The organism is Ruegeria lacuscaerulensis (assembly GCF_013031245.1).
Lineage (GTDB): Bacteria > Pseudomonadota > Alphaproteobacteria > Rhodobacterales > Rhodobacteraceae > Ruegeria > Ruegeria lacuscaerulensis_C.
In genome coordinates, this window is the sequence record NZ_WPZL01000002.1 from 60,530 (window position 1) to 74,432 (window position 13,903).

12 protein-coding genes are annotated in these 13,903 nt (G+C 57.5%); 8 read left to right on the forward strand and 4 right to left on the reverse strand.

Annotated elements, in window-relative coordinates:
* Positions 1-57 precede the first annotated feature (57 nt).
* Entirely contained in the window at positions 58-1,329 is a 1,272-nt protein-coding gene (locus GOX66_RS02880) for an MFS transporter (protein WP_170759422.1), read from the forward strand.
* Between the two features lie 109 nt (positions 1,330-1,438).
* Entirely contained in the window at positions 1,439-2,017 is a 579-nt protein-coding gene (locus GOX66_RS02885) for a DUF924 family protein (protein ID WP_170759424.1), read from the forward strand.
* Here GOX66_RS02885 and GOX66_RS02890 read toward each other — a convergent pair.
* Complete coding sequence (locus GOX66_RS02890) at positions 2,014-2,448, reverse strand: hypothetical protein (RefSeq protein ID WP_170759425.1); 435 nt, start codon at positions 2,446-2,448, stop codon at positions 2,014-2,016. The two genes, GOX66_RS02885 and GOX66_RS02890, sit on opposite strands and share 4 nt — an antisense overlap.
* A 216-nt stretch (positions 2,449-2,664) precedes the next feature.
* On the opposite strand from GOX66_RS02890, the gene lpdA reads away from it, so the two are divergent.
* Entirely contained in the window at positions 2,665-4,059 is a 1,395-nt protein-coding gene (gene lpdA, locus GOX66_RS02895; RefSeq protein WP_170759428.1) for a dihydrolipoyl dehydrogenase, read from the forward strand.
* A 56-nt stretch (positions 4,060-4,115) separates the two neighbouring features.
* Here the strand turns inward: lpdA and GOX66_RS02900 are convergent, their stop codons facing one another.
* Positions 4,116-5,501, reverse strand: coding sequence for a dipeptidase (locus GOX66_RS02900; protein WP_170759430.1), 1,386 nt, complete (start codon positions 5,499-5,501; stop codon positions 4,116-4,118).
* 329 nt (positions 5,502-5,830) lie between these two features.
* Here GOX66_RS02900 and hemA point away from each other — a divergent pair, with 329 nt between their 5' ends.
* The 4 genes from hemA (at position 5,831) to GOX66_RS02920 (ending at position 10,524) form a co-directional block, all read left to right on the forward strand.
* The gene (gene hemA, locus GOX66_RS02905; RefSeq protein ID WP_170759432.1) at positions 5,831-7,054 is read left to right on the forward strand and encodes a 5-aminolevulinate synthase; all 1,224 of its coding nucleotides are present in this window, start codon (positions 5,831-5,833) and stop codon (positions 7,052-7,054) included.
* Between the two features lie 128 nt (positions 7,055-7,182).
* The gene (locus GOX66_RS02910) at positions 7,183-8,394 is read left to right on the forward strand and encodes a helix-turn-helix domain-containing protein (protein ID WP_170759434.1); all 1,212 of its coding nucleotides are present in this window, start codon (positions 7,183-7,185) and stop codon (positions 8,392-8,394) included.
* A gap of 71 nt (positions 8,395-8,465) precedes the next feature.
* Positions 8,466-9,587: a flavodoxin-dependent (E)-4-hydroxy-3-methylbut-2-enyl-diphosphate synthase gene (gene ispG, locus GOX66_RS02915; protein WP_170759436.1), complete on the forward strand. Its 1,122-nt coding sequence runs from the start codon at positions 8,466-8,468 to the stop codon at positions 9,585-9,587.
* Positions 9,588-10,023: 436 nt separating this feature from the next.
* Positions 10,024-10,524, forward strand: coding sequence for a hypothetical protein (locus GOX66_RS02920; RefSeq protein WP_170759438.1), 501 nt, complete (start codon positions 10,024-10,026; stop codon positions 10,522-10,524).
* A gap of 31 nt (positions 10,525-10,555) precedes the next feature.
* Here the strand turns inward: GOX66_RS02920 and GOX66_RS02925 are convergent, their stop codons facing one another.
* Together GOX66_RS02925 and GOX66_RS02930 are read right to left on the reverse strand one after the other, a co-directional pair.
* Positions 10,556-11,314 (reverse strand): DsbA family protein, encoded by a 759-nt coding sequence (locus GOX66_RS02925; RefSeq protein ID WP_170759440.1) that lies wholly within the window; start codon positions 11,312-11,314, stop codon positions 10,556-10,558.
* Positions 11,311-12,693 carry a M48 family metalloprotease gene (locus GOX66_RS02930; protein WP_170759441.1) on the reverse strand — a complete coding sequence of 461 codons (1,383 nt, stop codon included), beginning with the start codon at positions 12,691-12,693 and terminating at the stop codon, positions 11,311-11,313. Before GOX66_RS02930 ends, GOX66_RS02925 begins: the two co-directional genes overlap by 4 nt.
* On the opposite strand from GOX66_RS02930, the gene GOX66_RS02935 reads away from it, so the two are divergent.
* Entirely contained in the window at positions 12,692-13,855 is a 1,164-nt protein-coding gene (locus GOX66_RS02935) for a pyridoxal phosphate-dependent aminotransferase (RefSeq protein ID WP_170759443.1), read from the forward strand. The genes GOX66_RS02930 and GOX66_RS02935 overlap by 2 nt on opposite strands.
* The last annotated feature ends 48 nt before the right edge of the window (positions 13,856-13,903 follow it).

A 13,903-nucleotide genomic window follows, 5' to 3' on the forward strand; every position in this document is an offset into this window, starting at 1 on the left:
CCGTTTTTCATATCAAAACGAGTCGATAGTTCAGGTCGGCATTTTACGGAGGCCCCAATGATTCAGGTCCTGTCCAGCGCGTGGGCGCTTCTTCTCGGTATGGGCCTGCTTATGGTCGGGAACGGTCTTCAGGGCACGATTCTTGGTGTCCGGGGCGAGATCGAGGGATTTTCGACCTTTCAGATGTCATTTGTGATGTCGGCTTACTTCCTGGGTTTTCTGGGTGGATCGCGCTTTGCTCCTGAGATGATCCGGCGGGTTGGGCATGTGCGGGTGTTTGCGGCGCTGGCGTCATTCATCTCTGCCGTGATGATCATGTATCCGATGCTGACCAACCCGGTTGCATGGATATTAGGCCGTGTCGTGATCGGGTTCTGTTTTTCCGGCGTGTATGTCACGGCAGAAAGCTGGCTGAACAACGCGGCCAGCAATGAAAACCGCGGACAGGCGCTGTCGCTTTACATGATTTTCCAGATGACAGGGATCATCAGTGCACAGGCTCTGGTGCTGTTGGGAGACCCGGCTGGCTATGAAACCTTCGTGATCGCGTCCATTCTGGTTTCGGTCTCGTTTGCTCCTATTCTGCTGTCGATTTCGCCGACACCGGCCTTTGACAGAACCAAACCCATGACCCTGCGCGAGTTGATGGGAAAATCACCATTGGGCTGCGTCGGTATGTTCCTTTTGGGGGGCGTATTCTCGGCGCAGTTCGGTATGGCCTCGGTTTATGGGGCTCGTGCTGGTCTTTCGCTGGCGGAAATTTCGACCTTTGTCGCAGCCTTCTACATCGGCGCGGTCGTTCTGCAGTACCCGTTGGGCTGGTTCTCGGATCGCATGGATCGCCGTTTCCTGATTATGCTGGTCGCGGTCACCGGGGCGTGTGGTGCGATTACGGGAATGATTTTCGGAGTATCCTTCCCGATCCTGCTGGTCTCGGCTTTCGTGATCGGAGGCATGTCGAACCCCCTGTATTCCCTGCTGATTGCGCACGCGAATGACTTTCTTGAGCACGAAGACATGGCTGCTGCTTCGGGCGGGCTGTTGTTCATCAACGGTCTGGGGGCCATCGCGGGTCCGCTGATCACCGGTTGGATGATGGGGGACACAATCCTGGGGCCTCCGGGCTTTTTCCTGTTTATCGCCGCTCTGCTTGTCACGATGGCTTTGTACGCAATGTATCGTATGACTCAGCGTGCCGCGGTCCCGGTCGACGAAACCGGAACAATGTCTCCGGTCTACCCAACGGCGTCGCCGGTTGCTCTTGAAGTCGCGCAAGAGGTGGCTATCGAAGCTGCCGAGGCGGAACAGGAAACGCAAGATGTAGCCTAAGACACGGATTTATGTCGCAATTGTTGCAATTTTTTACTGTAACAAATCTGCAAAACGTCCTTAAATGATCTTACGTCCCTGGGGAGGGCAACACGACGGAGTTAGGGCAATGGCAGGGCCTGAAGAAGTATTGAGTTTTTGGTTAGACAAAATTGGTCCCAAAGGTTGGTATCTGCAGGACGACGCATTGGATGCTGAAATTCGCGAACGGTTTTTGACCACCTGGGAAGCCGCGAATGAAGGCAGATATTCGCTTTGGTTGACATATCCCAGCGGGGCTTTGGCCTACATCATCCTGATGGACCAGTTTCCACGCAACATGTTCCGCGGCAGCGCAAAAGCCTTTTCGTCGGATCGTGCTGCATTGTCAGCTGCGAAATGTGCAGTGGACAAAGGCTGGGACCTGAAGATTGATGAGCCGGCACGGCAGTTCTTTTACTTGCCGTTGATGCACTCGGAAAACCTGTGCGATCAGGAACGCTGTGTACGTCTGATGTGCCAGAACATGACTGACAGCGACCCAAGCAACCTGTTGCACGCAAGGGCACATCGTGAGGTGATCCGCAAATTCGGCCGTTTCCCTTACCGGAACGAGGCCCTTTCGCGCCCGATGACCGAGCACGAAGCGGCATATGTCGACATGGGCGGGTACGGCACAACTGTCCGAGAGTTGCAGGCAGCCGGCTAGGACGTCGGCTCACACCCACGAATGGCAATGACCCGGTCGGCGATTGCGTCGGCTGAGGTTCCTATGGCTGTGTTTATCAAGGTTTCAGGGGCCTCGGTTATTTCTGCTATTCGGGCCTGAGAGGTCTGCATTTTTTCTTCAAGGGCGTTTAGCGTGCTCAGAGTTTCCGAAATCCGCTGCTGAGTCGCACTGTCTACCCCAACGTCACCGGGCTGGACCGAGGCGAGTTCACTTCGCAGGGCAGCCAATTCACCACGAACGCCCTGAATTTCATCTCTTAGCGGTGCAACAATCTGGACTTTTTCGGAGAAGGCCGTGGTGATGCCTTCTACTTTCGATGCCAGTTTCCACCCCAGAAACAAACATACGGCCACCAGAATAAGTGTGGCATTGAGCAGAGCAAGCAGCAAATCCTTAAGTGTTTTGGCCATGGTAAGCCTTTCGAATGATTTGTGTTTAGGAAAGAACGGGTGCGTCCGTCTTCTATGTTCTAGCCATTGATGAAAGCCCGGTATAGGCTGAAAACCACATGTATAGCTACAGTTGACCCTGCGTCGCTTTTGTCGCGGAGCGAGCCTGTTGATGCTGTGTGGGATTTAGTTTAATGGTAAACTAATTTTTCAATCGACCTGTGCCGAGAGGGAAACATGGCTGCACAATCTTTTGACCTGATCGTAATTGGCGCCGGACCCGGCGGGTATGTAGCGGCCATTCGTGCGGCGCAGCTTGGCCTGAAAACGGCTGTTGTCGAGCGTGAGCATCTGGGCGGTATCTGTCTGAACTGGGGCTGTATTCCGACCAAGGCGTTGCTGCGCTCTTCCGAAGTGTTCCACCTGATGGAGCATGCCAAGGATTTCGGTCTGAAGGCCGACAAGATCGGTTATGATCTGGACGCCGTAGTCAAACGCTCGCGCGGTGTGGCGGGACAGCTTTCCGGGGGCATCGGCCACCTTTTGAAGAAAAACAAAGTGACCGTGATAATGGGTGAGGCAACGATCCCGGCCAAGGGCAAGGTCACGGTCAAAACCGACAAAGGCACCGAAGAGCTGACCGCCAAGAACATCGTTCTGGCCACCGGCGCGCGGGCACGGGAGTTGCCGGGGCTGGAGGCCGACGGCGATCTCGTCTGGACCTACAAGCACGCATTGCTGCCGCCGCGGATGCCAAAGAAACTGCTGGTCATCGGATCGGGTGCGATCGGAATCGAATTCGCCAGTTTCTACAATACTTTGGGCGCGGATACGACCGTGGTCGAGGTGATGGACCGCGTGTTGCCGGTTGAAGACGCCGAGATTAGCGCTCTGGCCAAGAAGGCATTCACCAAGCAGGGCATGACCATCAAGGAAAAGGCGATGGTCAAGCAGCTGGACCGCGCCAAGGGCAAGGTCACGGCGCATATCGAGAGCAACGGCAAGGTCGAGAAGCATGAATTCGACACCGTGATCTCGGCCGTTGGCATCGTCGGCAACGTCGAGAATCTGGGGCTGGAGGCTCTGGGTGTGAAGATCGACCGGACCCATGTTGTGACCGATGAATATTGCCGCACCGGTGTTGATGGTCTCTACGCCATTGGCGATATCGCTGGTGCGCCGTGGCTGGCGCACAAGGCCAGCCATGAGGGCGTTATGGTTGCCGAGCTGATCGCAGGCCAACACGCACACCCGGTAAAGCCCGAAAGCATTGCGGGCTGCACATACTGCCAGCCACAGGTTGCGTCTGTCGGGTACACCGAAGCGAAAGCCAAGGAACTGGGCTATGACATCAAAGTCGGCCGCTTCCCCTTTATCGGCAATGGCAAGGCGATTGCTCTGGGCGAGCCCGAGGGCCTCATCAAAACCGTATTCGACGCCAAGACGGGTGAACTGTTGGGCGCTCACATGATCGGTGCCGAAGTGACCGAACTGATTCAGGGTTACATCGTTGGTCGCCAATTGGAAACCACGGAAGAGGACCTGATGAACACCGTCTTCCCGCACCCGACTCTGTCGGAGATGATGCACGAAAGCGTTTTGGACGCTTACGGCAAGGTCATTCACATGTGATTTGGGGACTGACCCCAATTTAAAAGGCACCGCCAGTCCGGCGGTGCCTTTATTCTTTAACGGCTCAGGGCGTCCAGAATGCGGGCCCAGGAGCGGATGCCTTTGTGAAAGCTCTTCACGTCGTATTTCTCGTTCGGTGAATGGATCGCGTCGTCGTCATTGGCAAAGCCGACCAGCATAGAGTCCAGTCCAAGCTCGGTGTTGAAATACCCAACGACGGGAATTGATCCGCCCATACCTGTGAATACAGCCTCGCGACCCCATTCGTCAGACAGCGCGCCGCGGGCAGCCTCGAATTCCGGGCGGTCCAGATTCATGACCGAGGCGGGGGAGCCTTCCAGATCGTTATCCCACTCAACCTTTGCATCGGGCGACAGATGCTCTTCGACGTGCTTGCGAATCTTGTTGCGCAGAGCGTCCGGGTCCATGTCGCCGACCAGTCGGCAGGTGATTTTGCAGTGCGCCTGTGACGGGATCACCGTTTTCGAACCCGCACCATTGTAACCACCCCAGAGCCCGTTGACCTCCAGTGTCGGGCGCGCCCATTGCTGTTCAAGCGTGGAGTATCCCTTTTCACCATGCGGCTGCGTGTAGCCGACCGAGTTCAGGTATTCGGCCTCATCAAACCCACAGTTTTCCCACTGGCGCAGCTGCTCGGTGGGAACTTCGTGGACGCCTTCGTAAAATCCGTCGACCGCGACTCGGCCGGTTTCGTCGTCGTAGAATGAAGCGACGATTTTCGACAGCTCCCGCAATGGGTTCAGGCCGGGGCCACCATAATGACCAGAATGCAGGTCAATGCGGGGGCCGATGATGGTGAACTCGTCCTTGAGCATACCGCGCAACTGCGATGCAATCGAGGGCACACCGCGTGACACCATCGAGGTATCGCACACCAGTGCCAGATCGGCTTTCAGCTCGGCTGCGTTCTCGCGCAGGAACGGGACCAGAGAAGGAGAGCCCGATTCCTCTTCGCCTTCAAAGAAAAAAGTGATGCGGCAGGGCAGGGTGCCGTGAACGGCCTTCCATGCGCGGCAGGCCTCGACAAAGGTCATGAGTTGGCCTTTATCATCCGACGATCCGCGACCGCGGATAACAGGGCCGTTGTCGGTTTCCTCAATGGCCGGGTCGAACGGATCGCGAGTCCACAGCTCCAACGGATCGACCGGTTGCACATCATAATGCCCGTAGAACAAAACATGGGGCGCGTCGGTGTCTTCTCCGATATGCCCGACAACCATTGGATGTCCTGTGGTTTCGCGTTTTTCGGCGGCAATACCAATGCTTTGCAAGTCGGTGACCAGCCAATCCGCGGCCTGACTGACCTGTTTGTCGTAAGCCGGGTCCGTCGAAATGGATGGAATGCGCAGCAGTTCCATCAGGCGGTCGATTGAGGTTCGCAAATCAGCGTCGATGCGGTTCAGAACGGCGTCCAGTGACATGGTGTTCTCCTGCTTTTGGATTTGGGCGAACCCTATCAGCGCCACCGGCGCCGTCTAGTGCGCTTGGCCGGGAATATGGTATAATATCGGAAACCTGCCGGGTGGCAGGGCGGCCCCTGCGTCGTTTCCTCGCGTCTTATGGCCGTAACTTTACTTGTCGATGCCGTTACAAGCCGATATTTGATGCAAATCAATTATGTGATCCCTTTGTCGTATATAGCTTAACGTAACAAGGGAATACGCTGGCGCCAGTTCGGATTCGTCCGGCAATGCGTTGGGAAGGTCGTCCGGCAGATGAAGGCATATGTCGGGCAGGTAAGGAGATACCGGTGGACTATACTGCTCAGCTCGATACAGCGATTGCCAGGCTGCATGACGAAGGACGCTACCGGACCTTCATCGATATCGAACGCCGTAACGGCCATTTCCCGCACGCGGTCAGAACGCTGCCCGACGGATCGCAGCAGAATATCACTGTGTGGTGCGGTAACGATTACCTGGGCATGGGCCAGAACCCGGTTGTTCTGAACGCCATGCACGAGGCTGTTGATGCGGCAGGGGCCGGTTCGGGAGGCACCCGCAACATCTCGGGCACCACTGTTTACCACAAACGTCTTGAGGCAGAACTGGCCGATTTGCACGGCAAAGAGGCGGCGCTGCTGTTCACCAGCGCCTATATCGCCAACGATGCCACCCTGAGCACTCTGCCGAAACTTTTCCCCGGTCTGATCATTTACTCCGATGCGTTGAACCATGCCTCGATGATCGAGGGCGTGCGCCGCAATGGCGGTGCCAAGCGCATCTTCCGCCATAACGATGTCGCCCACCTGCGCGAACTGCTTGAGGCTGATGATCCGAAAGCGCCCAAGCTGATCGCCTTTGAGTCGGTGTATTCGATGGACGGGGATTTCGGCCCCATCGAAGAGATTTGCGATCTGGCCGACGAATTCGGTGCCCTGACCTATATCGATGAGGTCCACGCGGTTGGCATGTACGGCCCGCGGGGCGGCGGAGTGACTGAGCGGGATCGACTGGCGCACCGTATCGACATCATCAACGGCACGCTTGCCAAGGCTTTTGGCGTGATGGGTGGCTATATCGCGGCCAGCGCCAAAATGTGTGACGCCGTAAGGTCTTATGCGCCAGGCTTCATCTTCACGACCTCGTTGCCGCCTGCGGTTGCGGCAGGTGCGGCTGCGTCGGTTGCCTATCTCAAGACTGCGCCGGAACTGCGCGAACAGCACCAGACTCAGGCCAAAATCCTCAAGCTGCGGCTCAAAGGTCTGGGCTTGCCGCTGATCGACCACGGCAGCCATATCGTGCCGGTGATCGTGGGCAACCCGGTACACACCAAAATCCTCAGCGACAGGCTGCTGGATGACCACGGCATCTATGTGCAGCCGATCAATTTCCCGACTGTCCCCCGCGGAACCGAGCGTTTGCGGTTCACGCCGTCACCGGTCCACGGCCCTGACGAAATGAACCGTCTGGTGCAAGCAATGGACGAACTTTGGTCACATTGTGCGCTAAATCGCGCCGAACTTGCAGGTTAACCTCACGCTAAAGTGTGCAACGCGTTTGTCGCATGTTAAGCTTACGCTAATAAAATTTACGGACGAATCGTCAAAGGGATGATTCGCCGTTAGCGTGAAACACGCACAGGCAGAATGGGGCAGCAGGGATGATTGGGCGCAGATCTCAGCGCGATTCCGAAGACGACACCGACGTCAGGCCAAAAGGCTATGACGATTATGAGGTGCGGCTTGGCGATATGATGCGCGGCGAACGCGCAACGATGGGCAAGTCTCTTCTGGATGTTCAACGAGAACTACGGATCAAAGCCAACTACATCGCTGCCATAGAAGACGCCGATCCTGAAGCATTCGACACGCCCGGCTTCATCGCCGGGTATGTGCGTTCTTATGCCCGGTATCTGGGGATGAACCCGGATGAAACCTTTGCGGCCTTCTGCAAGGAAAGCGGGTTCGAGGTTGCGCACGGCATGTCGGCCGAGGCATCGGTCGTTCGTAAACCCTCAGGAGGCTTGCCTGCGCGTGGCCCGATGGGGCGGGACCCCTTTATGTCCCCCAACACGCCATACGTTCCGGGCAGGGAATCTCTGGTCAGCCAGATTGAGCCTCGTGCAATCGGATCTTCACTGGTTCTGGTGGCCGTCATTTGCGGCATTGGCTACGGCGGCTGGGCGGTTCTGAACAAGATTCAGCAGGTGCAGGTCAGCCCGGTCGAGCAAGCTCCCGTTGTTCTGTCCGATCTCGATCCACTGGATGCTGCGCGCGCGCCCGAGAGCAACGACGTCGCAGTCGTCGAAGCACCCAGCGCCGAGGCATTGGACCGGCTTTATCGCCCGCAGGCGCTGGACGTTCCGGTTCTGGTGGCACGCGACGCGCCAATATCGACACTGGATCCGCGCACTGTCGGCACTTTCCTTCCACAGGAATTGCCCGAGGTCGAGATCGCCGAAGTCCACACCGTCGAGCGCCCGACCTTGCCGCAGGTGGTCGAACAGATTGATACGACATTGAAGATCGTCGCCGTTGATCCCGCGTGGATGCGCGTCACCGCTGCCGATGGCAGTGTGATCTTTGAAGGCACTCTGGGCACGGTAGAGCAGGGCAGCGTTTTCGAAGTGCCACTGACCGAAGAACCGCCGCAGTTGCGCGCAGGCGCGTCGGGTTCGGTTTATTTCTCGATGAACGGTGAGCATTATGGTCCCGCTGGCGCGCCGGGGACTGTGGCCAAAGGGGTTGTCTTGTCCAAGGACGCCGTATCCGAGACCTATGCGGTTGCTGATCTTGAGGCGGAACAAAACAGCGCCCTCAAACAATTGGTGGTCGAACTTCAGGCCGAGGTCGACGAAGCACCGGCTGAGTGATCTAGCCATTGCGGTGCCCTGACAGGCGGACTATTTAAAGACCCAACTCAGGTTGTCTTGGACCCGCCCTCATGTCGCTCAATCACGTACGCCCGTGGCGCAATATCTACCGCCGCAAATCCCGTCAGATCATGGTCGGGGATGTTGCTGTCGGGGGTGACGCGCCGATCGCCGTTCAGACAATGACCAACACTCTGACAACGGATGTTGCGGCAACTGTCGCACAGGTCCAGGCCGCCGCCGAGGCCGGCGCGGATATCGTGCGGGTTTCCGTCCCGGACGAGGCGTCGTCGAAAGCTTTGAAAGAGATCGTGCGGGAAAGCCCTGTGCCCATCATCGCCGATATCCATTTCCACTATCGCCGCGGTATCGAAGCCGCCGAGGCTGGTGCAGCCTGTCTGCGGATCAATCCCGGCAATATTGGCGATGAGAATCGGGTGAAAGAGGTCATCAAGGCTGCCCGCGACCACAACTGCTCGATCCGGATCGGCGTGAACGCGGGCAGTCTGGAAAAGCACCTGCTAGAGAAATATGGCGAGCCATGTCCCGAGGCGATGGTCGAAAGCGGATTGGAGCATATCCGTATCCTGCAGGACAACGATTTCCACGAATTCAAGATCAGCGTAAAGGCCAGCGACGTTTTCCTGTCCGCCGCCGCCTATCAGGGCATCGCCGAGGCCACGGACGCCCCCATCCATCTGGGCATCACCGAGGCCGGAGGGCTGGTCTCCGGCACCATCAAGTCGGCCATCGGGCTGGGCAATCTGTTGTGGATGGGCATCGGCGACACGATCCGCGTCAGCCTGTCCGCCGACCCGGTCGAAGAGGTCAAGGTTGGCTATGAGATCCTGAAATCTCTGGGCCTGCGCCATCGCGGCGTGAACATCATCTCATGCCCGTCCTGCGCACGGCAGGGGTTCGACGTGATCAAAACGGTCGAGGCTTTGGAAATGCGGCTGGAGCACATCAAGACCCCGATGAGCCTGTCGATCATTGGCTGCGTCGTGAACGGGCCGGGCGAGGCGCTGATGACCGATGTCGGCTTTACCGGTGGCGGTGCCGGATCGGGCATGGTCTATCTGGCGGGTAAGGCCAGTCACAAAATGTCCAACGATCAGATGATCGACCACATCGTTGAAGAGGTCGAGAAAAAGGCGGCTGAGCTGGATGCGGCTCAGGAAGCCGCCGAATAGGGACAGCACGCTCCCGAAAACATACCCTGTTTCAATGCGATAGCCCCGTATTTGTCAAACTTGTGCCTCAATCCCTCTCCACAACACGCTAAAGTTGTCTGAAGAGTGTTATGATTTCGCTTAGACGGCGCCTGTACCGTGAAAGGCGCAGATTTGTGGTCGTCGCGTTGATGATGCTTGTTGCTGGGCTTATCGCGGGTATGAACGACGACCGAGTTGTGTACGGTATACCCTTTCAGTTGGCGTACGGAGCAGCTTTCCTTTTGCTCTTGACGCTGTTTTAATGACCATCGCACTATTATTCCCAACCATCCGCACAGCAACAGAATCCGTGGCATTTTCGTTACCGATTATCTGCATTTACTTGGCAGTAGGAAAATCTGGCAGTAACTTTTCCGAATTTTTCTTTGTCGTCGTCGCTATGATGTTCTGTCAGTTGACGTTCTCTGTCTATGGGGGCGGTTGGCTGGATCGGTTTCTTCCGGTTCGCAAAAAGACGTTTCACAGTAACGTCAGAACACGTCTGACGCCCGACGAGCTTTGGCCATTCCTAGTCGTGACACCCGATACGGTCGACGCCTACGGAGACGAAAACACGGTGTCGATTGAGTGGGTCAAGCCGGGCGAAAGCTTTGTCGAGATATCGCAGATTGATGACCTGACTCGCGTAGAAGAGTTGCAGACCATAGAACAGTTCGAACCTGACGCGCAATTTGGAGTGCGATTTAAGGCGCTGTCCGCCAAGGAAGGCACGATCGGTTCCAGCGGAACTATGGAGCGGAAGTTCACAGAAACACCTTACGGAACTGATCTGCGAACCACGCGCAGCTTTGATCAAATGTCGCCAACAGCCAGTTTTCGAATGTGGTTGGATGATGGTTTTGCCCGGTTTGACGACAAATACGTTCTCAGAGCCGAAAAAATGTCAGGGTTATAATGGGAAGGGGCGGATAACCCGCCCCGAACCTTCAGCCTTGTTCGGCCCGCACGCCATCCGCAATCTGCAACATCTGATCGGCAGGCAGGAAACCCCGCAGCATTTCGGTACCCAGAACGAAAGAAGGTGTACCCGAAATCTTCATTCGACGCGCCAGCTCACGTGTCTGGTTGATTTCTTCGGTCACCTGATCGCTGTCCATGGCCGCCAGAATGGCGTCACTGTCCAGTCCAAGCCCGTCTGAAATTCGACGCAGGGACACCTCCGAGGGTTCCCCGCTGAACTCCAGCAGGGCGTCGTGCACCTGTTTATAGGCGTCATCGCCCGCGACATGTTTGGTTGCGACCGCGAAGCGAGACGACAGGACAGAGGCGTCGCCCAGGATCGGGAACTCCTTGATTACCAGACGGATATTGCCGTCTTCGGCAAGCAGGCTGGCCACTTCGGGGACGGCGCGGCGGCAATAGCCACAGCGATAGTCCATGAATTCGACCAATGTAATGTCGCCATCGGGGTTGCCACCGACCCAGCTGTATCCGTCGTTGAACAGCTCGTCCGCATTGGCGACCACCAGTTCTTTGTCCGCGGCGGCCTCGGCGACGGCGTTGCGTTGTTCGAGGATGTTGATCGCTTCGATGATCACTTCGGGGTTTTCCAGAAGATACTCCCGAACCTGAGCGCCGAATTCTGCTTTCTCAGAATCGCTCATGGCGTTCAGGTCCAGCGCCTGCGCAGGGCCGGTCAGCAGGGAAAGCCCCAGAAGGGCCGGTGCAGCATGTCTGAGGATCATTTCCGTTTCCTTTTCTTTTTCTTCGCATGTTCCGAGGCAATCAGCACATCCTGCGCCCTTTGCCAACCAGGTGAGCCAACGGGCAATTGCCCCATGGCACGTCTTGCATGAATCCCCGCATCGGCCAGTCGGCCCTGCAAGGCATATCTTTCTGCGGTCACAGTCGAGGCCATGCCGTTATTTCCAACCTTGGCGTATGCGACGCCAAGATCCTGCATCAAACGGGCATTGCGATAATCCCGTGCGCGCGCTTTTTCAAGCTCTTGCAGTGCGTTCTGCGTCTGACCCTGTGCCAATAAGGCACGGCCATAGCCCGCCAGGATCAGCGCATCATTGGGCGCCATCTCAACTGCCTGACCATAAGCGGCAACAGCCTCTTGCACCCGCCTGTTTTCCAACAGGATTTGCCCCTTGAGATCATAGTAGAAGGGATCGTCAGGGCGGATTTCCAGTGCACCTTCTATGGCAGCGCGAGCTTTGGCCAGGTCGCGGTTCTGGTGGTGGGCTGCCGCCTCGCGCATGAGTCTGATGTCTTGCGCGCTTTCTTCCTTCGCACGTCGCATGGTCCATGTCGGGGACCGAAGGAAGGCTGAAAGCTTGCCCTTGACCCGCGCGAACCAGTAGTCGGCGTTTTCGTTCGGTTTCGCCTTGTCGCCAAATTCGTCCAGAAAAGCCTCGGCCGCACGCAGACGCTCGCGGCTGGTCGGATGAGACCGCATGTATGGATCCTGATTGGCAGTGCTCAGCAACTCCTGGCCTGCGAACTTGCGGTGCAGCGTGACCATTCCGCTGGGCGAAATGCCAGCCCATCTCAGATAACTGGCGGCGCTTCTGTCTGCCGAAGATTCCTCAGCACGTGTATGGCCGAGAAAGCTGCGCAGGGCCGAGGCCTGCGTGCCGGCGGCGATGCCCGCTGCGGCCTCGCCTCCGCCCGCAGCAGCAGCGATCAGGGCCAGGGCGGTACCAAATCCGGCATTACGCTGGGCCGCCCGCAGGTTTTCGACCCGGCGGGCCAGATGGCCGTTGGCGATGTGCGCGGCTTCGTGTGCAATCACGGCCTGAAGCATCTCTGGGCTTTCGACAGTCAGGATCAGGCCGTAATTCACGTAGATCGCGTTATAGTCGATGACAAAGGCGTTGAACGTGCTGTCGTTGACCACCAATATCCGCACCCGGTTGGTGTTCAGCCCGGCGGCGCGCAGGACCGGAAAAGCTAGTTCGCGCAGCCCGTATTCGATATCTGGGTCACGGATCAGGCCCTGTGCACCGGATTGAACGGCGCTTGTCATCCATGTCACTGCCACCAGCAACAGGGCCGGGATTGACGCCAGCCTGTATAAGCGTTCAAAAGCCATGGCTGCAACATGGGAGATGGGCATGAGAAACTCAACCCGATCCGGGGTCGATCCCTTTATCGTGATGGACGTGATGGAAGCCGCGCGCAAGGCCGAAGAAGCAGGGCGGCACGTCATCCATATGGAGGTCGGCCAGCCCGGAACCGGAGCGCCGAAGGGCGCGGTTCAGGCATTGGCAAGGGCAATGGAACAAGGGCCTCTGGGTTATACTGTGGCTCTGGGCCTGCCTGCGCTGCGACAGCGGATCGCGCGGCTTTATGGTGAGTGGTACGATGTCGATCTGAACCCTGAGAGGGTTGTGATCACGCCCGGTTCGTCAGGCGGATTCCTGCTGGCTTTTACATCCCTGTTCGACAGCGGCGACCGCGTGGGAATCGGTGCACCGGGCTATCCGTCCTACCGCCAGATTTTGAAAGCACTGGGTCTGGTGCCGGTAGATCTGCCGACTGCACCCGAAAACCGCCTGCAGCCGGTACCGGCTGATTTCGCGGGGCTGGGCTTGCAAGGGCTTATGGTGGCATCTCCGGCCAACCCCACCGGCACCATGCTGGATCATTCGGCCATGGCCTCTCTGATCGAGGCCACGCACGGGCAGGGGGCGTCGTTCATCAGCGACGAAATCTATCACGGGCTGGAATACGAGGCCAAAGCCGTCACCGCGCTGGAACTGACGGATGAGTGCTATGTGATCAACTCGTTCTCAAAGTACTTCTCGATGACAGGTTGGCGTGTCGGCTGGATGGTCGTGCCCGAAGATCAGGTGCGTGTGGTCGAACGGATCGCCCAGAACATGTTCATCTGCGCGCCGCATGCCAGCCAAGTGGCGGCGCTGGCGGCGATGGATTGTGATGACGAGTTGCAGGCCAATCTGGATATATACCGTCGCAATCGAAAGCTTATGCTGGAAGGTCTGCCGCAAGCCGGATTCACCAACATCGCGCCACCGGATGGCGCCTTCTATGTCTACGCAGATGTATCAGAGCAGACCGATGACAGCCGCGCCTTTGCGGCCGAGATTCTCGAAAAGGCCGGGGTTGCCGTCACGCCGGGTCTGGATTTTGATCCGCAGCGCGGGCACCAGACATTGCGGATCTCCTATGCCCGCTCGACAGAAGATATCGAGGAAGGATTGCTGAGACTGCGCCGTTTCATGACTGAGCGTGGCGCGATCACGGAGCAGGTGTAGCGCGTTCACAAAGACGCTTTTATCGGATAGGCTGCAACCCAAACGATC

Excerpts from the sequence above, each read along its gene's own strand:
- GOX66_RS02890 (WP_170759425.1), bottom strand. The coding sequence starts at position 2,448 with ATGGCCAAAACACTTAAGGATTTGCTGCTTGCTCTGCTCAATGCCACA.
- ispG (WP_170759436.1), top strand. The coding sequence starts at position 8,466 with ATGTCGCTCAATCACGTACGCCCGTGGCGCAATATCTACCGCCGCAAA.
- GOX66_RS02885 (WP_170759424.1), top strand. The coding sequence starts at position 1,439 with ATGGCAGGGCCTGAAGAAGTATTGAGTTTTTGGTTAGACAAAATTGGT.
- GOX66_RS02910 (WP_170759434.1), top strand. The coding sequence starts at position 7,183 with ATGATTGGGCGCAGATCTCAGCGCGATTCCGAAGACGACACCGACGTC.
- GOX66_RS02935 (WP_170759443.1), top strand. The coding sequence starts at position 12,692 with ATGAGAAACTCAACCCGATCCGGGGTCGATCCCTTTATCGTGATGGAC.
- GOX66_RS02900 (WP_170759430.1), bottom strand. The coding sequence starts at position 5,501 with ATGTCACTGGACGCCGTTCTGAACCGCATCGACGCTGATTTGCGAACC.
- GOX66_RS02880 (WP_170759422.1), top strand. The coding sequence starts at position 58 with ATGATTCAGGTCCTGTCCAGCGCGTGGGCGCTTCTTCTCGGTATGGGC.
- GOX66_RS02925 (WP_170759440.1), bottom strand. The coding sequence starts at position 11,314 with ATGATCCTCAGACATGCTGCACCGGCCCTTCTGGGGCTTTCCCTGCTG.
- GOX66_RS02930 (WP_170759441.1), bottom strand. The coding sequence starts at position 12,693 with ATGCCCATCTCCCATGTTGCAGCCATGGCTTTTGAACGCTTATACAGG.
- lpdA (WP_170759428.1), top strand. The coding sequence starts at position 2,665 with ATGGCTGCACAATCTTTTGACCTGATCGTAATTGGCGCCGGACCCGGC.